Genomic DNA, 22023 nt, shown 5'->3' with positions numbered 1-22023 from the left:
GAAAAATGCGTAAAGTTTTGGTCACCGGTTTTGAACCCTTTGGCGGCGATCGGGTTAACCCATCGTGGGAAGTGGTTAAAAAATTGCAAGATGTACAGTTGTCTGGCGTTAGCCTGGCGGTGCGTCAATTGCCCTGCGTATTCGGCAAGGCCATTGAGGCGTTGAACCAGGCGATCGACGAGACCGATCCGCTGATGGTGATTTGTGTCGGACAGGCGGGTGGACGTGTAGATTTTAGTATCGAGCGCGTAGCCATTAACGTAGATGACGTACGTATACCCGACAATGACGGTCAGCAGCCGATTGATGCGCCGATTGTTAAGGACGGTCCGGCGGCCTATTTTACTCAGTTGCCGCTTAAAGCACTGGTTAATGGCCTGCGTGAAGCGGGCATTCCGGCGTCTGTTTCGCAAACGGCGGGCACTTATGTTTGTAACCACGTGATGTACGGCCTGCTGCACCGTATGACGCAAAGCGATTGCAGGGTGAAGAAAGGTGGATTTATTCACGTGCCCTATTTGCCAGAGCAGGCGGCGTTGCACACCGGCACTGCCAGCATGTCAGCACAGACGTTGCTCGAGGCGCTGGAACTGACGATCGCCATTGCCTTACACACCGAGCAGGACTTGATTATTGCAGAAGGAGCCACGCACTAATGCCTGAAGGACCCGAGATCCGCAGGGCCGCGGACCAGTTGCAGCACGCGGTGCTGGATAAACCTCTTACGGAAGTCTGGTTTGCATTTCCGAGCTTACAGCCTTATCAATCCGCGCTGGTGGGCCAGCGTGTTAAAGGTATTGAAACGCGTGGTAAAGCGCTGCTGACTCACTTTAGCAATAGCCTCACACTGTATTCACACAATCAGCTGTACGGGATCTGGCGGGTCTTTAATCCGGGCGATGTTATCAATCATGGCAAACGTTCTTTGCGGGTAAAACTCGCCACGCCTGACAGCGCTATTCTGCTCTATAGCGCCTCTGAGATTGAAATATGGCCAACGGAAGAGGTGTATCAGCATCCGTTTTTACAGCGGATCGGGCCGGACGTGCTTGACGAGAGTCTAACACCCGAGCAGGTGATGGCTCGCCTGACCTCTCCGCGTTTTCGTCAGCGTCAACTGGGGGGAATGCTGTTGGATCAGGCCTTTTTAGCAGGATTAGGCAACTATCTGCGTGCAGAAATCCTCTGGCTTGCCAGACTGCTTCCCTCGCATAAACCATCCAGTCTCAATGATGAACAACTCGATGCGCTGGCCGATGCCTGCCTGACTATTGCTCGCCACTCCTACGCCATGCGCGGGACTATGGACGAAAATGTGCATCACGGTGCACTTTTCCGTTTTAAGGTTTTTGCACGCGAGGGCCAACCCTGTGAACGCTGCGGCGAGACGATAGTAAAAACCTTTGTATCTTCACGGCCATTCTTTAGTTGTCCGGGGTGTCAGGGGTGAAAACCCCTTATAATCAGACTATCTTGCTTTAACGTACATGGCTTCATTTTTGATGGATGATGTTTTCATTCAGTGTGTCAAACAATTCTGCTCTACCTCTCCAGTTAAATGCCTGTTGGTAACCCACTGATTGTTTCTGGAAATGCTGGACCCTTTCTTTTAGTTTTTCTGCATATTTTTTGTTTTTGACTTCAGTCAATGCTTCCATTGCTTTGGCAACAAACAGACCGCAGGCATTAGGCGCGTTTTCTTGTAGATCTTCACTGATAAATTCTGGCCCCCCTGTGACCCCACACACTGTGGCTAATGAAGAGAAATATTCTTGAGCCACTTCTCTATGTTTACCACCATTTTTGCTGTCGAAAACTAACGCAGATCGGGTATTGTCAACGTTTTTTATCGTGCCGAACAAATACCAATGTTGTTCTAGCAGAATAGGCGCGAAGTTCGTTTTAAACGTTTTTGTAAACGTGTCGATGGTATGAAGGTCTATTACATGTTCTGAACCATCTGTTAAAGGAGAGAGCGCATCATGAAAACGAACACGATTCCCTTTTTCATTATTTAAGTGACTTGCTACGGCGTTTAGCTCGGCAGCCTGTATAAACCGATTGTTTTCAAGGAACGATTTGTCGAGGTCGGAATTATTATCGTTTAAATATGTTTTAAGATTAGTACTGCGATTTAATCTATGTGCAATTTCCTTTTTGACGTCTATGTCTTGTTCTTGTGTCGGCTGAAAGCCCGCCATTAAAAGCAGCTTGGCAGGGATTTCCCACAGTATTTCTGAAGGCTTATCTGGATGATTATCTGCAAGTTCGGTTTTATTGTCGTTTCGACTCTGAACAAAGGCATTTTGATATTGTATTTTTTCAAACATATCCAGGCTTTTATCAACTAATTGTGCCTGAGTTTCTTCAAGGTTTTTACAGTCAACTTTACCCGTATATAATTCAAACAGGAAGGTTTCAGCTTTTTTCGCCTCTGTTGGATTATACTCTTTGCCACCACAGGCACCGGTAAAAAGACTGTCTATGGCTGTATGCCAAAGAACTTCATCAAAAATGGGATCCAAACGAAGAACTAGTTTTTTTAAATCTAGGAATTTTTTTGGTATTATTAAATCTTTCATTGAATCTTTTAGCTTCTCAGTCCTAAATCTTTCATAGGAGTTAAGAGCTTTGGTTTCAGGAACCGCAGACGATTCTAAGTCATCAATGGTCGAATAATGATCAGTCTCTAACTTTGGAGGTATCGAGGAAGGAAACTTAGGTCCTATTTGCGAGTATATAGGTATAGGATCAGGATCAGCAACTTCCGAGTACAAATTCTCAATAACTTCTAATGGTTCAGAATAAATCTGTGGAGTAGAAACATCCTGCGTTTTTGGTACAATCCTTGGTTGAAATAATCCTTTAGGGACGGTAGGAATCTGTGGATCCATTTTTTCCTGCTGCACGGGTATTGGTGGAAGTGGAGCCGGTCCCTTTGGTTTGAGGTGGAGTGGTCGGTTGATTTGCCCGTCATTCAATGAAGAAGCCATTCGACTGTTTGGCGAAGACGAATCGTTTTTGGGATTTACGGGGTTATTAGGAATAGTTTTTTTGACCGTATCTTTATCTGCCAATTCACTTTTTACTGTTTCGTTACCCAAATCATAATCTACAGGATGAGTTGGTGGGCGTTGATTCTCTGGTGGGTACACACTAGTTATAGCTAAAAAAGAAGAAATCGAGCATGAGCGCAACAGTGAAGGTGTTGTAGGCGGCGTAGGCAGTTTTCTTCCTCGAGGAAAAGTAGGTTCATAAGAAGGGGGTAACTCGTAATCATGAAAGATATTTTTTGGTAAATTATTAATCTGTTTATTAGATTTAATGACATCAGAAGATGGCTTGACATCATTAATTTTCAGAAATTTCGATATATGATTTTTAACTAAATCAGGAATTATCGGAAATTCTTTAAGTACTGTTTTAGCTTTTCTGGATAGACTATTTAATGGAATCATTCTTATTTCCCCAGGTTGGTAATAACAGCCAATTATGGTACTTCTCCCAGGCGCACAGGTAGCAAAAACCGCTTATTTAGAAACTACTACACTATGCGAATTAACGACTACTTTTATTAAACTGTTCTCGCCAAAAGGCATAGCTGCACACGATGATGACCACGGCGGAGCCAAGGGTACGTAAAGACCAGTAGATGTCTATCATCCGCCACAGGCTTGTGGAAAGTTTTTCAATATAGAGGGGGGCATTGCCACTCTTTACGAGGCTGAAATAGAACACAGTGGCGATGATAAAATGGCTCGCCAGCCATATAACAAAGGGTATAGATAAAATGAATCTTTTACGTAAATTACTATGAGTAAAAATGATAAAACAAAATAGCGGCATTAGCGAAGGAAGCAGGTGCGTTGCCACATTTAAAAGCAGATGAGAAAGCGGTACGGACTGTTGAGTATGCATCATCCACGATAAAATTAGCTCTGATGGTAATCCGTTGTAAAGTAGAGATAAACACACCAATCCCCATATCAGGGCGGCTCTGGATAAGTAGCGGTTCATTATTGTCTCCAAATAATATTCGACGGCTATTATGCCTTTATTTAGATAAACAATCCTTATGCACTTATTTTGTTAAAACAATTAAAATTTAAACTAAAAAAAAGCACCCATCGGATGCTTTTTTATTTCGCCTAATAAATGTTTTAAAAAACATTCGGTTATTTAAGGTATTGCATTACTTATTGCCAACCTGAGATTTAAACTCACGCTTGTCATAGCCGGTATACAGCTGGCGAGGACGGGCAATTTTGATGCCGTCGTCGTGCATTTCGTTCCAGTGGGCAATCCAGCCAACAGTTCGCGCCATCGCAAAGATAACGGTAAACATCGACGAAGGAATTCCCATCGCTTTCAGGATAATACCTGAATAGAAATCAACGTTTGGATAGAGCTTGCGTTCGATGAAATACGGGTCGTTGAGCGCGATGTGCTCCAGCTGCATGGCGACTTCCAGCAGATCGTCTTTCATGTTCAGCTCTTCCAGCACGGCGTGGCAGGTTTCACGCATTACGGTGGCGCGTGGGTCATAGTTTTTATAAACACGGTGACCGAAGCCCATCAGGCGGAAGGAGTCGTTTTTATCTTTGGCGCGGCGAACAAACTCTGGAATGTGATCAACTGTACTGATCTCTTCCAGCATTTTCAGGCAGGCTTCGTTTGCGCCGCCGTGTGCCGGTCCCCAAAGAGAGGCGATACCCGCGGCGATACAGGCAAATGGGTTGGCGCCCGAAGAGCCGGCGGTGCGCACGGTTGAGGTTGAGGCGTTCTGTTCGTGATCGGCGTGCAGGATCAGAATTCGGTCCATGGCTTTTTCAAGCACCGGGTTCACTACGTACTCTTCGCACGGGGTGGCAAACATCATGTGCAGGAAGTTACCGGCATAAGACAGGTCGTTTTTCGGATAAACAAACGGCTGGCCGATAGAATATTTGTAACACATTGCTGCAACGGTCGGCATTTTCGACAGCAGGCGGAATGCAGCGATTTCACGATGACGCTCGTTTTCGACGTCGATGGAATCGTGATAGAAGGCCGCCAGTGCGCCAGTTACGCCACACAGCACCGCCATTGGGTGCGAGTCACGGCGGAAGCCGTGGAACAGTCGAGTGATCTGCTCGTGGATCATACTGTGACGGGTAACGGTAGTTTTGAACTCTTCGTACTGTTTCTGCGTCGGTGGCTCACCGTGCAGCAGCAGATAGCTCACTTCCAAATAGTTGGACTCCGTCGCCAACTGGTCAATGGGGAATCCGCGGTGAAGCAAAATGCCTTCATCGCCATCGATATAGGTAATTTTAGATTCGCAGGATGCGGTAGAGGTAAAGCCAGGGTCAAAGGTGAAAAAACCTTTTGAGCCGAGGGGGCGTATATCAATTTCGTCTTGGCCCAATGTGCCGGATAGCACGTCGAGTTCAATAGGATCATGACCCGGTAGGGTAAGTGTCGCTTTCTTATCAGCCATTTACAGTCTCCTTAGCGCCTTATTTTAATAATCTCCAACAACGCTGTCCTTGGTCTGGTTGCAGAACCCGGTACTGCCTGCAGGTGAAATCTCCGCCGTTATAATTTGAGGTCTTCACCGCGCGTTTTGGCGTACAAAGTCAGCGCAGGGCGAAGCCGTCTTACTGCCACTACGAGCAGCTTTTGGCGGACAGGCGGTATTTCATCGTTGTTATCGACTCGATATCTTTGCTCAATACCTACGACAAGTATGAGGGCATACACAGCGTACACTTTTGCACAAGTCAGCGTCGCAGGGAAGCGTATGTGTTGATCTGGGGTAAGCCGCAGGGGTGAGTCATTATCTATTTGTAATAGAATTGTTGACGTAATGTCAAACTACATAATTTATTTTGTGTATAATATGGAAACTGCGACGCGAATCACTGTTTCGCAGAAAAGTGACCAAACATTTTGTAGGGGAATTGTAATAGGAATGTGATCATCCTATACTCCTCCAAGGTCTCCGGAACACCCTGTAGTAGGAGCACCCAGCGTTAAATAGAACGCGCCGTTTAAGCACAGTGGATGTCGATGTTTGAGCGCGTGACGTGAAGGGCCTTTGGCTCTTAACGCTGTCTGATTTCCGCCCAGGCCGGAGGATGGAAAATAATAAGCGCCATTCAAGATATACTGCGCTCGGTCTGCTGTGTTAAAACAAGCACAAAATGCCCCTTTACTCTTGCACTTGCACCATGTAAACCGGCTTTACCGCTTCTTTTTGCGTTGTCTGTACCCCGCAGGATGTTTATGAACAGGCTCTAAGGGCTGTGTGGGCAAAACCGTGAAAAAACAAAGACCTGTCAATCTGGATCTGCAAACGATCCGGTTTCCCGTAACTGCGATAGCGTCCATCTTACACCGCGTCTCCGGCGTAATAACCTTCGTTGCTGTCGGTATCCTCCTTTGGTTGCTTGGTACGTCTCTTTCCTCTCCGGAAGGATTCGCGCACGCTGCCGCCATCATGAACAGCTTCTTCGTCAAGTTCATATTTTGGGGAATACTAACCGCTTTGGCCTATCACGTATGTGGCGGTATCCGCCATCTGCTGATGGACTTTGGCGTTATCGAAGAGAGTTTGGCTGTGGGTAAACTGTCGGCATATATCGCGATTGGTATTACTGTGCTGCTTTCTGTGTTGGCTGGCGTCTTTGTAGGGTAAAAAAGAATGGTAAACAATGTTTCTGCATTGGGGCGTAATGGCGTTCATGACTGGCTGCTAGTTCGTGCGTCAGCAATCGTTATCACCCTGTATATTCTCTATATTCTGGGCTTTGTCGTTATGGCTCAGGACATCAACTTCGAAGTCTGGCACGGCTTTTTCGCCTCCTCCATTACTAAAGTATTCACCTTGCTGACGTTGCTGTCGATTCTGGTTCACGCCTGGATCGGTATGTGGCAGGTGTTAACTGACTATGTAAAACATTTGGCTTTACGACTGGTGCTGCAGCTTGCCATCGTCGTGACGCTGGTTGTTTATCTACTTTATGGAACAATAGTTGTGTGGGGAGCGTAGTAAATGAATCTGCCAGTCAGAGAGTTTGATGCTGTCGTAATCGGTGCGGGTGGCGCCGGTATGCGTGCTGCATTACAAATTTCACAGATGGGCCTCTCGTGCGCCCTTATCTCTAAAGTGTTCCCAACCCGTTCCCATACGGTGTCTGCGCAGGGCGGTATTACCGTTGCTCTGGGCAACACCCATGATGATGACTGGGAATGGCACATGTATGACACTGTTAAAGGTTCCGACTATATCGGCGACCAGGATGCCATCGAATACATGTGTAATACCGGGCCGGAAGCCATTCTTGAGCTTGAGCACATGGGCCTGCCTTTCTCCCGTTTAGATAACGGCAAAATTTATCAGCGTCCGTTTGGTGGCCAGTCGAAAAACTTCGGCGGCGAGCAGGCGGCACGTACTGCGGCAGCGGCCGACCGTACCGGTCACGCACTGTTGCACACCCTTTATCAGCAGAACCTGAAAAATCACACCACGATTTTTTCCGAATGGTACTCGCTTGACCTGGTAAAAAATCAGGACGGCGCGATTGTAGGCTGTACCGCAATCTGTATCGAAACCGGTGAAGTGGTGTATTTCAAGGCGAAAGCCACCGTGCTGGCAACCGGCGGTGCGGGACGTATTTACCAGTCCACCACCAACGCACATATCAATACCGGTGACGGCGTGGGCATGGCCCTGCGCGCTGGCGTGCCGGTGCAGGATATGGAAATGTGGCAGTTCCACCCAACCGGCATCGCCGGCGCGGGCGTTCTGGTCACAGAAGGCTGCCGTGGTGAAGGCGGTTATCTGCTTAATAAAGACGGCGAGCGCTTCATGGAGCGTTATGCGCCGAACGCCAAAGACCTGGCGGGTCGCGATGTGGTAGCACGTTCTATCATGATCGAAATCCGTGAAGGTCGCGGCTGTGATGGCCCGTTGGGACCTCACGTAAAACTGAAATTAGACCACTTGGGTAAAGACGTTCTGGAATCTCGCCTGCCGGGTATTCTTGAGCTGTCTCGCACCTTTGCCCACGTTGACCCGATTAAAGATCCGATCCCGGTTATCCCGACGTGCCACTACATGATGGGCGGTATTCCGACCAAGGTGACCGGTCAGGCGATTCGCGTGAACGAAAAAGGCGAAGACGTGGTCATTCCTGGTTTGTTTGCGGTAGGCGAAATTGCCTGCGTGTCCGTCCACGGCGCAAACCGACTGGGCGGCAACTCACTGCTCGACCTGGTGGTATTTGGTCGTGCGGCGGGTATGCATTTGCAGGAATCGCTGCTTGAGCAGGGCGAGAGCCGTGACGCGACCCAGGCCGAAATCGACGTGGCGCTTGAGCGTTTGAATCGTTGGAACAACAATCGCGACGGCGAAGATCCGGTGCAAATCCGTAAAGACCTACAGGAATGCATGCAAAACAACTTCTCGGTATTCCGCGAAGGTGATGCGATGGCCCAAGGTCTGGCTGATCTGAAACTGATCCGTGAGCGTCTGCAAAATGCCCGTCTGGATGACACCTCCACCGAATTTAACACTCAGCGCATCGAGTGTCTGGAGCTGGATAACCTGATGGAAGTGGCGTTCTCAACGGCGGTATCTGCCAACTATCGCACCGAAAGCCGTGGCGCACACAGCCGCTTCGACTTCCCGGACCGTGATGATGCGAACTGGTTATGCCACACGCTTTACCAACCGGAATCCGAAAGCATGACTCGCCGTGAGGTGAACATGCAGCCTAAGCTGCGCGCGGCATTCCCGCCGAAAGCACGTACCTACTAGGCCGGTGAGCAGGAGCATATAAATGAAACTCGAATTTTCGATTTATCGCTATAACCCTGACGTAGACGACGTTCCGTACATGAAAGACTATGTGCTGGAGGCCGGGGAAGGCCACGACATGATGCTGCTTGACGCACTTATCCTGCTGAAAGAGCAAGACCCGACGCTGTCGTTTCGTCGCTCCTGCCGTGAGGGCGTTTGTGGCTCCGACGGTGTGAACATGAACGGTAAAAACGGTCTTGCCTGCGTCACGCCGGTTTCTGCACTGCGTAACGGCAGCAAGAAAATTGTTATCCGTCCTCTGCCTGGCCTGCCTGTTGTGCGTGACCTGGTGGTGGATATGGGGCAATTCTACAAGCAGTATGAGAAGATTAAACCTTACCTGTTGAACGACGGGAAGAATCCTCCGGCGCGTGAGCATTTGCAGATGCCGGAAGAGCGCGAAAAGCTCGACGGCCTGTATGAGTGTATTCTCTGCGCCTGCTGCTCGACTTCTTGTCCGTCATTCTGGTGGAACCCAGACAAGTTTGTCGGACCTGCGGGTCTGCTGGCGGCTTATCGCTTCCTTATTGACAGCCGTGACACAGAAACGCAATCACGTCTTGATAATCTGGATGACGCTTTCAGCGTATTCCGCTGCCACAGCATCATGAACTGTGTCAGCGTATGTCCTAAAGGGTTAAACCCGACCAAAGCCATCGGGCACATCAAATCGATGCTGCTACACCGCGGCGCCTAGGTCGAAAAAGTGTAAACAAGCGGGAACCCAGGTTCCCGCTAATATTAAGTGGATAGGCAGTAACATTTACGCAACAAAATGTGTAAAAGGTTCACGAATAACCTAATTAAATATTAGGAAAATGCGTGATAATTTAGGGCTGTTAACAGTGTAGGGTTAGCGGCAGGCAGGGATTCACCAAAAGTCGGCGCAAGGCGGTCAAGCGCAGACTTTTGGAGGTTCCTTGACTCGGCGGCAGGACGTTTTTCCTGTCAGTTAAGTGAACTGTTGTATGGAAAACCGTCTTACTCGGATGTAAGTCAAAATTACGTCAGGTACCACGGTGATTTTATTAACCACGGCGAAAACTAAAGCTTTCAAAGCTTAAGGGATCACGATGCAGAACGGCGCAATGAAGGCCTGGCTGGATTCCTCCTATCTGGCGGGCGCGAACCAGTCTTACATAGAGCAGCTCTATGAAGACTACCTAACCGATCCTGGTTCCGTTGACGATAGCTGGCGTTCAATTTTTAAACAGCTACCGACAGTCGGTGTACAGTCTTCTAAAGGGAACTCGGAACAACTCCATTCACAAATTCGCGACTACTTCCGCCGTCTGGCGAAGGACGCGTCGCGTTATAACTCCGCTATCAGCGATCCGCAATCGGATGCGAAGCAGGTTAAGGTGTTGCAACTTATCAACGCCTTCCGTTTCCGCGGTCATCAGAATGCTAACCTCGATCCCCTCGGTTTATGGAAACAAGAAACTGTTGCCGACCTGGATCCTGCTTACCATCATCTGTCTGAAGCTGATTTTCAGGAAACCTTCAACGTGGGTTCATTTGCTATTGGCAAAGAAACCATGCAGCTGGGCGAGCTTTATGCCGCACTGAAGCAGACGTATTGTGGATCGATCGGTGCCGAGTATATGCACATCACCAATACTGATGAAAAACGCTGGATCCAACAGCGTATCGAGTCGGTAGTGGGTCGCGCGAAATTTACCGATAGCGAGAAAAAAACCTTCCTCAGCGAGCTGACAGCAGCTGAAGGACTTGAGCGCTATCTGGGTGCCAAATTCCCAGGTGCAAAACGCTTCTCCCTTGAGGGGGGCGATGCTCTGGTGCCAATGCTGAAAGACATGATCCGCCACGCCGGTAAAAACGGCACGCGTGAAGTGGTTCTGGGCATGGCGCACCGCGGCCGTTTGAACGTATTGATCAACGTGCTGGGTAAAAAGCCTCAAGACCTGTTTGACGAATTCTCAGGTAAGCATAAAGAACATCTGGGTACCGGCGATGTGAAATATCACATGGGCTATTCGTCCGACGTGGAAACCGAAGGCGGCATGGTTCACTTGGCGCTGGCGTTTAACCCGTCGCATCTCGAAATCGTGAGCCCGGTGGTTATTGGCTCCGTTCGCGCACGTCGCGATCGTCTGGATGAAGCACGCAGCAACATGGTTCTGCCCATCACTATCCACGGTGATGCAGCGATTACCGGTCAGGGCGTCGTTCAAGAAACGTTGAACATGTCGCTGGCTCGCGGTTATGAAGTGGGCGGTACCGTACGTATCGTTATCAACAACCAAGTTGGTTTCACGACTTCAAACCCGAAAGATGCGCGCTCTACTGAATACTGTACCGATATCGCGAAAATGGTGCAGGCACCTATTTTCCACGTCAATGCCGATGACCCTGAAGCGGTGGCGTTTGTTACCCGTCTGGCATTGGATTTCCGTAACACCTTCAAGCGTGACGTAATGATCGACCTGGTTTGCTACCGTCGTCATGGCCATAACGAGGCCGATGAACCGAGTGCAACTCAGCCTCTGATGTATCAGAAGATCAAGAAGCACCCAACGCCGCGCAAACTCTACGCTGACGTCCTGACTGAACAAGGGGTTGCCAGCCTGGAAGATGCCACGGAAATGGTCAATCTTTACCGTGATGCGCTGGATGCGGGCGAGTGTGTCGTTGCCGAATGGCGTCCAAACGACATGCACACCTTCACTTGGTCTCCTTATCTGAACCACGAGTGGGACGAAGTTTATCCTGCCACCGTTGAGCCGAAACGTTTGCAAGAGTTGGCGCGTCGCGTCAGCCATGTACCCGACGCCATTGAGATGCAGTCTCGTGTTGCCAAGATTTACGGCGACCGTGCAGACATGGCCGAAGGCAAAAAAATGTTCGACTGGGGCGGTGCAGAGAACCTGGCCTACGCCACGCTGGTAGACGAAGGTATTCCAATTCGCCTTTCTGGTGAAGACACTGGCCGTGGAACCTTCTTCCACCGCCATGCCGTTATCCACAACCAGAAAAACGGTTCCGTTTACGTGCCGCTTTCGAATATTCACAACAGTCAGGGCGTGTTTAACGTCTGGGACTCCGTGCTGTCGGAAGAAGCCGTACTGGCCTTTGAATATGGCTACGCGACCGCTGAACCTCGCACGCTGACTATCTGGGAAGCACAGTTCGGCGACTTCGCCAACGGCGCTCAGGTTGTTATCGACCAGTTCATCAGCTCCGGCGAGCAAAAATGGGGCCGCATGTGTGGTCTGGTTATGCTGTTGCCACACGGCTATGAAGGGCAGGGTCCGGAGCACTCCTCCGCACGTTTGGAACGTTATCTGCAACTTTGCGCCGAGCAAAACATGCAGGTCTGTATTCCGTCAACCCCGGCTCAGGTTTACCACATGATACGTCGTCAGGCGCTGCGCGGTATGCGTCGTCCGCTGATTGTCATGTCACCAAAATCACTGCTGCGTCATCCGCTGGCGGTTTCAACGCTCGATGAAATGGCCAATGGCAGCTTCCTGCCGGCGATTGGTGAAGTTGACGAGCTGGACCCGAAAGGCGTGAAACGCGTCGTGATGTGTTCCGGTAAGGTCTATTATGATCTGCTGGAGCAGCGTCGTAAAAACGAACAAAACGACGTCGCTATCATTCGTATCGAACAGCTGTATCCTTTCCCGCACAAAGCGGTACAAAGCGTGATTGAGCAATACGCGCACGTACATGATTTTGTCTGGTGTCAGGAAGAGCCGCTCAACCAGGGCGCATGGTATTGCAGTCAGCATAACTTCCGTGAAGTGGTGCCTTTCGGTGCCTCTTTACGCTACGCAGGACGTCCGGCGTCAGCCTCGCCTGCAGTGGGCTATATGTCAGTTCACCAGAAGCAGCAGCAAGATCTGGTTAACGACGCGCTGAACGTTCAATAGTCGTATAGATGATAAAATTTTAAGGAAAGATTAATGAGTAGCGTAGATATTCTGGTTCCTGACCTACCTGAATCCGTTGCGGATGCGACGGTTGCGACCTGGCATAAAAAACCTGGCGACAGCGTTGAGCGTGACGAAGTACTGGTTGAAATTGAAACGGACAAAGTTGTGCTGGAAGTCCCTGCGAGTGAAGCCGGTATTCTGGACAGCATTCTGGAAGAAGAAGGCGCAACCGTGCTTTCAAAACAAATCTTGGCACGTCTGCGTCCGGGCAACAGCTCAGGCAAACCTAGCCAGGAAAAAAGCGCCGAGAAAGAATCGACTCCAGCCGATCGCCACACTGCGGCACTGGATGACGAGAGCAACGACGCACTTAGCCCTGCCATTCGCCGTCTGATTGCCGAGCATTCACTGGATGCTAGCGCAATTAAAGGCAGCGGTGTAGGCGGTCGTCTGACGCGTGAAGATATCGAGCAGCACATTGCGAAAGCCGGCAAAGCCGACAAACCAGCAGCGGCACCTGCACCGGCGGCTCAGCCTGCGGCACCGTCACTGGCCGCACGCAGTGAGAAACGCGTTCCTATGAGCCGTCTGCGCAAACGCGTAGCCGAGCGTCTGCTGGAAGCGAAAAACAGCACCGCCATGTTGACGACTTTCAATGAAATCAACATGAAGCCCATCATGGATATGCGCAAGCAGTACGGCGAAGCCTTCGAGAAGCGCCACGGCGTGCGTCTCGGCTTTATGTCCTTCTACCTGAAAGCCGTGGTTGAAGCACTGAAGCGTTTCCCTGAAGTGAATGCGTCTATCGATGGCGATGATGTGGTTTACCACAACTATTTCGATGTGAGTATCGCAGTATCTACGCCACGTGGACTGGTCACCCCAGTTCTCCAAGATGTTGACACCTTGGGCATGGCCGATATTGAGAAGAAAATCAAAGAGCTGGCCATTAAAGGCCGCGATGGCAAATTGACCGTTCAAGAGATGACTGGCGGTAACTTTACCGTGACTAACGGCGGTGTGTTCGGCTCTCTGATGTCAACGCCAATTATCAATCCACCGCAGAGTGCGATTTTGGGTATGCACGCCATTAAAGACCGTCCAATGGCCGTTAATGGACAGGTAGTTATCCAGCCAATGATGTACTTGGCACTGTCTTACGATCACCGTCTGATTGACGGCCGTGAGTCAGTAGGCTTCCTGGTGACCATTAAAGAATTGCTGGAAGATCCGGCACGTCTGCTGTTAGACGTCTAGGGTTTAAAACCTGAAAAATTGACGACGTGATTAAAATAAGTGCAGAGCAGAAAGTCTGCTCTGCAACCTTCTGAAATCAATGGATAGAACATCATGAATTTACACGAGTACCAAGCGAAACAGCTGTTTCTGCGCTATGGCCTACCAGCACCTACAGGCTTTGCCTGTTCCACCCCGCGTGAAGCGGAAGAGGCTGCATCGAAAATCGGTGCCGGTCCGTGGGTAGTAAAATGCCAGGTACACGCAGGCGGCCGTGGTAAAGCGGGCGGCGTTAAAGTGGTTAAAAGCAAAGAAGAGATCCGCGCTTTTGCTGAACACTGGCTGGGTAAACGTCTGGTGACCTATCAGACTGACGCGCTCGGCCAACCGGTTCACCAGATTCTGGTTGAAGCCGCGACCGACATTGATAAAGAACTGTATCTTGGCGCTGTAGTTGACCGTAGCTCACGTCGCGTTGTGTTTATGGCATCAACCGAAGGCGGCGTGGAAATCGAGAAAGTGGCAGAAGAAACGCCACACCTGATCCACAAAGTTGCGCTTGATCCCCTGGCTGGTCCACAGCCTTATCAGGGCCGTGAGCTGGCGTTTAAACTGGGTCTGAGCGGCAAGCAGGTTGCGCAGTTCACCAAAATTTTCATGGGTCTGGCTAACATTTTCCTTGAGCGCGATCTGGCGCTTATCGAAATTAACCCGCTGGTGGTGACCAAAGAAGGCGATCTGATCTGCCTCGATGGCAAACTGGGTGCCGACGGCAACGCATTGTTCCGTCAACCAGAACTGCGCGAAATGCGCGACCACAGCCAGGAAGATGCCCGTGAATCTCAGGCTGCACAGTGGGAACTGAACTACGTTGCGCTTGATGGCAACATCGGCTGTATGGTTAACGGTGCGGGCCTGGCAATGGGCACTATGGACATCGTTAAACTGCACGGCGGCGAACCGGCTAACTTCTTGGATGTTGGCGGTGGTGCAACCAAAGAGCGCGTGACCGAAGCCTTCAAAATCATTCTGTCTGATGACAAAGTGAAAGCGGTATTCGTTAACATCTTCGGCGGTATCGTTCGCTGTGACCTGATTGCCGACGGCATCATTGGCGCAGTCGCTGAAGTGGGCGTCAGCGTGCCGGTTGTGGTACGTCTTGAAGGGAATAATGCTGAACTGGGTGCCAAAAAACTGGCAGACAGCGGTTTGAACATCATTGCAGCGACCAGCCTGACTAACGGCGCAGAGCAAGTTGTTGCTGCAGTGGAGGGTAAATAATGTCGATTTTAATCAATAAGAACACCAAAGTTATCTGCCAAGGTTTCACCGGTAGCCAAGGGACTTTCCACTCCGAGCAGGCGATTGCCTACGGAACCAAAATGGTTGGCGGCGTAACGCCAGGTAAAGGCGGCACCGAGCACCTCGGCCTGCCTGTGTTCAATACTGTACGTGAAGCCGTTGAAACGACGGGTGCTACGGCATCTGTTATCTACGTGCCAGCTCCGTTCTGTAAAGACTCGATTCTTGAAGCTATTGATGCGGGTATCAAACTCATCATCTGTATCACCGAAGGTATTCCAACGCTGGACATGCTGGTAGTGAAACTGAAGCTTGAGCAAAGCGATGCGCGCATGATTGGTCCTAACTGTCCGGGCGTTATCACCCCAGGCGAATGTAAAATCGGCATTATGCCGGGCCACATTCATCAGCCAGGCAAAGTGGGCATCGTTTCCCGCTCTGGTACGTTGACCTATGAAGCCGTTAAGCAGACGACTGATATCGGTTTTGGTCAGTCAAGCTGCGTCGGTATCGGCGGCGACCCGATCCCAGGTTCAAACTTCATCGATATTCTGAAACTGTTCCAAGAAGATCCGCAAACTGAAGTGATCGTGATGATCGGCGAGATCGGTGGTAACGCAGAAGAAGAAGCGGCTGCTTATATCAAAGATCATGTCACCAAGCCGGTTGTAGGTTATATCGCTGGTGTGACTGCGCCTAAAGGTAAACGTATGGGCCACGCTGGTGCCATCATTGCCGGCGGTAAAGGGACAGCAGACGATAAATTTGCTGCACTTGAAGCGGCCGGTGTTAAAACCGTTCGCAGCCTGGCTGAAATCGGCAACGCAGTGAAATCTGTACTGCCACAGTAAGTCCAAACTGCTAAATATGAGTGCCGCCAGCGATGGCGGCATTTTTTTTAAGCATAAATCGATGAAAAGTCACTGTGCCATAATAAATGGGCGTTCTGTGATAATGCTCCTGCTCTAACTTGTCTATAAGATACCCCTGCGTTAAATCCCTCACTAACAAAGACGTTTAACTAAATTTCCCCACATCGTCGGCAATGCAATTTGCTGATTTCTTATCACTGGTTAATCGCACATATTGGCTGGAGAAATTACGTGATCAAAATAAAGCATAGTGAAGCGACAAGAATAGGCATCGATGCAAGGCGTTTGAGTTTTAAAAACGTCAGCGAGAAAAAAAATTACAAAATAGACGAGAAAATAAAAACGGTTAAGAATACTGACCTGACACAAACGAAATATCCTGCACGGCAGCCACAGAAAACCACGCGAAATCATGCCCCTTTATTGATAGCCATGTTGATAGCGGTTCAACCCGGTAGAGTTAAATCGCAAAATAATACCCAGGCTGGGCAGGCGATAATGCCTCGTCCGGGAAGCCACTCACAGGCAACAACAGTCATGAAACCTGTTATAAATAAACAGGTTAACATCACACCCAATGTTAATAAGAAAGGGGACTATCAGAGCAGAGGAAGACATGGCCTATCTTCTCGAAAAGAGGTGGAGCAGAGGCATGATAAAAAACGGTATGGTCGAAGTGAGAGGATATCGCCTCCTCACGTTTACCGAAAAAAAGGGCAAAAACTTTCACACAAAAAAAATGCACTAGAGTTATCAGAAGATTTTTCATTATTATTAAGAGTTAAAAAAGATACCTCAAATCAATATGCAGGGAGAGGCAGTGGCTACGGATCTGGCCCTCAGAGAACAGATAAATCTGCGTTAAATCCTGCCAAAATCCCCCCCATCGTTTACGATCAAAATAACATGTATATCCCTCCCGTGAATGACAAGGTAACAACGGATAGGTTTCCAATATGTTTATCCCGCAATGTCTCTTCTTTAGCAAATGAATCTATAGCATTACCCTATGGGGAGTTGGAGAGCCATGCATGGAGTGCATCGGATATCAATTGGAACAACAAAATAGCGGAGTATTATATTCTTTCCACCCAAAAGGAAACAATCCGCCTTTTAGGTTTGAACGCCTGGATAACCGAGAACACTGAGATAGATGTTAAACTAATATTAGCCGCATTTATAAATATATTCAAAAGAGACGCGCTTTTTGACTCATATAACTTTGTAATAGATTCGTATGAATATTCAATTCTAATTAATACCATGTTCAGAGATATGGAGTGTGTAGAAGAAAAAGAAAAGCTGATTAATGAATTAATAAGTATGACCAACCGGGGTTATTGGGTATCTACTATTTTCTATAAAGCCATTAACGATGCCGATAGTACACTTCTTTTGCCCTCAATTAATTCTTTTTATCAAAGCTTGAACAAAGACACGCCTATCAATGCACTATCACTTTTCCATTATAGAGAATTAAGCAAGCTTAATGAGTTTCGGGCTGATTCATCCTCATACACTGGCGTAATCAAAAGCTTGAATGATAATGAGTTTGCTGCACTAAAACATCTTTTCAATTCTCAAATTCTTGAGACCTTTCCATTAGCAGTCGGATTAATGAAAGATTCATCAATTGACGAAGTCTACGGTAAAATGACTCGGCCTAATGATTACCTATTATTTTCCGTGGAGGGTTTTTTATTAAATTTCGGTGCCGTTTGTGCACAAGAGTTTGGTTTGGATGTTTCAGTGCTTGAGCAGCCACAGATGCTCCAATATATAGCAATTCGTACTTTGCTGGATCTCGCTCCGCCGTTATGGCCACATAATAGTGAAAAACTCTTCACCGCCTATTTTCAGGCCAATTCAGACGCGCTGGAAAAAGAGTTGAGTAGCTCTTTTTATTACACCGTGATCGGCTTTATGTTACTGATGTCTGATTTAGTCACTTTTTACACCAAGGCTTACAATCTGGTGAATGCACTGAAGACATTTAGTGAAGGTATTCACCAGTTTAATGCGACAACGTTTACCGAAGAAAAATTTAATAAGTTATCTAATGCATTGAGCATAGAAATATACAAATATTGCCAATATAACCTTTATTCCATGACCGCACCTGAGCGCAAGTTTATTGAAGTTGCGATCAGTGATAAAGATAGCACAGTTAAGATCCTGAAGTTAATGCTCAATTGGCGTGTTAATAATGAAGAAAATAAAATGAGTTTAGGGAGTTTACTTACAGTCCAAAATGCAGATGACTCTATTTTTAGAGCGTATTTACTAAGCCCATCAATAATAAGTAGTAATTTGGTCAGCCCTGGGTTAATCAGACTTCCAAATGCTGTGTACGTCGATAACGACGTTATTAAAATTGTTTCACACCATCAAAGTTATTTCTCTGAAGTTTTTAACTCAATGGAGATTTTGAGTAAGAAGAGTAAAAGTTTTAACTTCTCACTCGCTGATGAAAGAATATTGCCACCAGAGATAAGTGAAGAGAAGAAATGGATAACTGCGGTCGCTAATTTTACCGCAGGAGAATTAAAAGGGATCGCTGAGGAAGGAGAAATGCTAAGGCATGCCTTTACTCATCGAAGAAATATGCCTAATACCGAACAATCTTCGATGCTAAAGGATGTTGTTGTCAATATTGCTTCTTTTATTCCATTTTCAAGCTGTATTTGGGCAGCCTTTGATTTAAACAAGATTTTACCTATGGTAGAGGAACCAAAACCTGTAGTTGTTGACAATAAAGACACGGTTGTTGATCTTGCTTTAAACAGCTTAGGCTGTACTGCCGATTTTATTAGCATGGGCAGTTCTACAGCTTTCAACGATATTGTTAAAGCCATCAACAGGATAAAAGAAGGATTAACAGAAAAACTGTATGCCAAAACCAGTAAGGAGTTTTTAAAAGAGGCATTTTCCTTGAAAAACAGAGAGAGTGATAAAACTGCCCAAATGGCCTTGTTTAAAGATGAACCTTTGCTCATGAAGCATATATTGAAAAAAGAGTTTTACCATAAGCCGCCTCAAAAGCTGCTACCTAAAGATATTCCTGGCGATTATATTTATTCAGGAACGCTTGTTGATAACCCAACATCTTCAATCGTTATAGGGTTCATGTTTAAAGGCGAGATGAAAATGTACGCTATCGATCCTGTGAGCAAAGTACTGACCAGAAAGTCAGCGCGGTTTGAGCGGGAAAACCAAGGATCATGGATGGTTGATGCGGAAATAGAAGTCAGATCGAACGAGTTTATCAGAAACATTGACCGCTGGGATGGGTATTATGCGGCCGTGATGAAAGACGTAGAGTTTACTCGACTAGAAGGTTATGCCATTGAAAATTCTGCTTTTAATAGCATTTACCCCACCACTCATGAAGTGGTAGATAAACCGGGTCTGTATGGCATCGAAATGTCCGAAACATTATTTTTAAAACGAAAGGACGTTTATCTAAGAGTCAAAAAAACGGCTGAAGAGAATGTCTATACCGTGGTTGCAGAAAATGCGCCTAATGATCTTTATATCAATATAAAGTTTGAGGCCGCTGTGGGACTCAATGTTATCAGCAACAATCTAATAAAAGTTAAACGCCCTGAAGAAATTATGGGGGATTTAATTAAGATGGACAGCAGTGAAAATCCATACTTTATTGATGACGTTATCTTGGCCAGACTCACACCTGCTGGCAGTTATCAAATGGAATTGGTTTCAGTCTCCCTCTCTCCCTATAATTATAAAGATAAGCTGATTATCATGCTTAAAGATAACAATGATGGGCTACATTATCGTCTTGGTCCGAATAAAGACGGGGAGTTTACTCCCTTGCCGGCAGAAGAAAAATCGACCCTAACGGAGCTGTGTCGTGTAACAAGAGGATTAACTGATTCTGAACCAGGATGTTCTCACTGGACAGCAGTCACATTATCCCCGAGTAAAAAAAACAGTCAGCGTCACAGAGATTTAGACGATGTTTATAAATCAAAGCTTGAATATATGAACAGAATCCCAGCTACGTGGGACATGATGGAGTGGCTTCAGAGACTCGATCATTTCTCGAATGATGCCGCCAAGAGTGGTGTTATAAGAAAATATTGTCATGAGGAAGGCGCGAAGAATCTTGAAAAACTCGGCGTTAATGATGTCGTTGATAAAATCAATCTTGTAGAATTTCTCGGTATTAGTAATTTCAATGATAACTTTGAAAGCCTGACCATGAGTGAATTAGAGAAAATCCGTCGATTCTGGAATGAAGCGGCTTATCATCTTAAACACGACAATAAGAATGATGATCGCATCTTCGCTTCTGATGCAGCAAATGAGTTGGCAGAGATTGCTAACGGCCTTGCCTCGGCAAGCTTTCTCTTTGATGGCGAACTCTATCATGATTACTCTATGCTGAGAATGGAATATATCGATAAGTATAAATTTAATGAAGAAGCCATTGCCAGTATTTTATGGAGTAGGCGTGTTTCTAAAGGCACTCTTGAAAATAAAGAGGTGAGATTAAAGCCATTTATTAAGTTTAATGTTGAAGATGACAGATTAATATATCAAAAAGGGCAAGACTGGTATGGTGTCGTTTATGGACCTGCTACGGCGGAAGATTTTAGAACCAAATATCCCGTTCAGAGTAAAAGCATAAGCGATGCAGTTAAACAAATCAGAGATATTGGTAAGGCTTTTAAAAAAGAGAAATCACAGCTTTGGGAGTTTTTCTATCAATACACCCATATTTCCAAAAACTCCTTATCTAAAGAGATGCAAGGCAACATAGAGCGGATATTCAAGAGAGTCTACAAGGCATCTAAAAATTTCGAAGAGAAAAATATTATTCCCTTTAAAGAAGTGAGTAAAAAATCCTTGCCGGTTTCATTTTTAAACTCTTATGATAAAGAACGCTTCGTGTTTGATAACCATATTTTTGGATTTACAACGCAACAGAATGCCAAAATCTATTTTGGCATTAATAATGTGCAGGAGGGTGAAAGTCTGCTAAATACTGGCTTGCACGAACTTGCACACAATGTTGGCGGTCCAGGTCTGGGTCATATAGAAATTTACTTCCGGGACGGGGAGCACTTTCTTTCTCCTACACGCCGCGACAGTCCATCCAGACGTGGGGAATTACTCAGTAAATCTCCGCGCGCGTTTGCCTATTTTGTTGCCCGTAGTGCTCATACCTTTAACTCTTACCTGTTTAAATTGAAGCAGTCATTATTACATGAATTGGAATTAAAGATTGAAAGCCTTGCCGAGACGAATTCAGCCAATCGTTTCTTTTTTGCAAGCTGGAAAAAAAATCTTGAAGTATTAACAGCGGGTGGCGGCGGGCTTAGGTCGCCTATTGCTTTACGAATTAATGAAATCAAAACTCTTCTTGGCTCGATTGATGCGGTGAATCAACCTCATAAAACGCTTAATATTAAGAATAAAAAACTGATCCAGAAAACGGTTGATTTTATTTATGCGCCAGGCAATGAGGAACATCTGGTTAACGTCCTGGTTATGAATCCGGACTTTATCAGCGCTTTTATGCAGTATGTCGCACTAGACAGTGCCCAAAATCCTCGTTCGTCTAAACGGGTTGTCAGGTCAACGGATAACGCGGTAAGCAATAACACTGCAATAATATCGAATGAAATAATTAGCAATATCGCCGAGTTGCTGATGAGTGATTTACTCCTGAACCCCCCAGAACAAGGATGCGTTGAGCCAGAGGTAACGCCGCCAATGGAGATTCGCGTTTTCGGCCACTAAGCTTCATAAATTTTTTAATGTTTTTATGATCTGCGTCAATGTATTAGTTTATAAAGTAATATTCGATTAATTTCTTTGTCATTAATACACGGGCTAATAT

The 22023-nt window shown here is 47.0% G+C and carries 14 protein-coding genes; 11 read left to right on the top strand and 3 right to left on the bottom strand.

Features of this window, described 5'->3' with window-relative positions; translation table 11 throughout:
• The first annotated feature begins 5 nt into the window (after nucleotides 1-5).
• Nucleotides 6-656 carry a pyroglutamyl-peptidase I gene (gene pcp / locus BS639_RS20280; RefSeq protein ID WP_084984151.1) on the top strand — a complete coding sequence of 217 codons (651 nt, stop codon included), beginning with the start codon at nucleotides 6-8 and terminating at the stop codon, nucleotides 654-656.
• The gene (gene nei, locus BS639_RS20275; RefSeq protein WP_084984150.1) at nucleotides 656-1450 is read left to right on the top strand and encodes an endonuclease VIII; all 795 of its coding nucleotides are present in this window, start codon (nucleotides 656-658) and stop codon (nucleotides 1448-1450) included. The genes pcp and nei overlap by 1 nt, the downstream gene beginning before the upstream one ends.
• Nucleotides 1451-1493: 43 nt before the next feature.
• Here nei and BS639_RS20270 read toward each other — a convergent pair whose 3' ends face one another.
• The 3 genes from BS639_RS20270 to BS639_RS20260 form a co-directional block, all read right to left on the bottom strand.
• The gene (locus BS639_RS20270) at nucleotides 1494-3458 is read right to left on the bottom strand and encodes a C48 family peptidase (protein ID WP_139804157.1); all 1965 of its coding nucleotides are present in this window, start codon (nucleotides 3456-3458) and stop codon (nucleotides 1494-1496) included.
• A 100-nt stretch (nucleotides 3459-3558) separates the two neighbouring features.
• Entirely contained in the window at nucleotides 3559-4017 is a 459-nt protein-coding gene (locus tag BS639_RS20265; protein ID WP_139804156.1) for a hypothetical protein, read from the bottom strand.
• Between the two features lie 175 nt (nucleotides 4018-4192).
• Nucleotides 4193-5479 carry a citrate synthase gene (locus BS639_RS20260; protein ID WP_055777302.1) on the bottom strand — a complete coding sequence of 429 codons (1287 nt, stop codon included), beginning with the start codon at nucleotides 5477-5479 and terminating at the stop codon, nucleotides 4193-4195.
• Between the two features lie 810 nt (nucleotides 5480-6289).
• On the opposite strand from BS639_RS20260, the gene sdhC reads away from it, so the two are divergent.
• From sdhC to BS639_RS20215, 9 genes are all read left to right on the top strand, one after another.
• Entirely contained in the window at nucleotides 6290-6679 is a 390-nt protein-coding gene (gene sdhC, locus BS639_RS20255) for a succinate dehydrogenase cytochrome b556 subunit (RefSeq protein ID WP_055777305.1), read from the top strand.
• Between the two features lie 6 nt (nucleotides 6680-6685).
• Entirely contained in the window at nucleotides 6686-7033 is a 348-nt protein-coding gene (gene sdhD, locus BS639_RS20250; RefSeq protein WP_055777308.1) for a succinate dehydrogenase membrane anchor subunit, read from the top strand.
• 3 nt (nucleotides 7034-7036) lie between these two features.
• Nucleotides 7037-8803, top strand: a complete 1767-nt coding sequence (sdhA, locus tag BS639_RS20245; protein WP_055777310.1) for a succinate dehydrogenase flavoprotein subunit — start codon at nucleotides 7037-7039, stop codon at nucleotides 8801-8803.
• A gap of 22 nt (nucleotides 8804-8825) precedes the next feature.
• Nucleotides 8826-9542, top strand: coding sequence for a succinate dehydrogenase iron-sulfur subunit (locus tag BS639_RS20240; protein WP_055777313.1), 717 nt, complete (start codon nucleotides 8826-8828; stop codon nucleotides 9540-9542).
• A 376-nt stretch (nucleotides 9543-9918) separates the two neighbouring features.
• Nucleotides 9919-12741 carry a 2-oxoglutarate dehydrogenase E1 component gene (gene sucA / locus BS639_RS20235; protein WP_055777316.1) on the top strand — a complete coding sequence of 941 codons (2823 nt, stop codon included), beginning with the start codon at nucleotides 9919-9921 and terminating at the stop codon, nucleotides 12739-12741.
• A gap of 33 nt (nucleotides 12742-12774) precedes the next feature.
• Nucleotides 12775-14001: a 2-oxoglutarate dehydrogenase complex dihydrolipoyllysine-residue succinyltransferase gene (odhB, locus tag BS639_RS20230; RefSeq protein WP_055777319.1), complete on the top strand. Its 1227-nt coding sequence runs from the start codon at nucleotides 12775-12777 to the stop codon at nucleotides 13999-14001.
• Between the two features lie 93 nt (nucleotides 14002-14094).
• Nucleotides 14095-15261 (top strand): ADP-forming succinate--CoA ligase subunit beta, encoded by a 1167-nt coding sequence (gene sucC, locus BS639_RS20225; RefSeq protein WP_055777322.1) that lies wholly within the window; start codon nucleotides 14095-14097, stop codon nucleotides 15259-15261.
• The gene (gene sucD / locus BS639_RS20220; RefSeq protein ID WP_055777325.1) at nucleotides 15261-16133 is read left to right on the top strand and encodes a succinate--CoA ligase subunit alpha; all 873 of its coding nucleotides are present in this window, start codon (nucleotides 15261-15263) and stop codon (nucleotides 16131-16133) included. Before sucC ends, sucD begins: the two co-directional genes overlap by 1 nt.
• Before the next feature lie 252 nt (nucleotides 16134-16385).
• Nucleotides 16386-21923, top strand: coding sequence for a hypothetical protein (locus BS639_RS20215; RefSeq protein WP_084984147.1), 5538 nt, complete (start codon nucleotides 16386-16388; stop codon nucleotides 21921-21923).
• Nucleotides 21924-22023 lie beyond the last annotated feature (100 nt).

This window comes from Rouxiella silvae (genome assembly GCF_002093625.1).
Taxonomy (GTDB): domain Bacteria; phylum Pseudomonadota; class Gammaproteobacteria; order Enterobacterales; family Enterobacteriaceae; genus Rouxiella; species Rouxiella silvae.
Note: the sequence above shows the minus strand (reverse complement) of the source record. Positions and strands in the feature narration are given on the sequence as shown.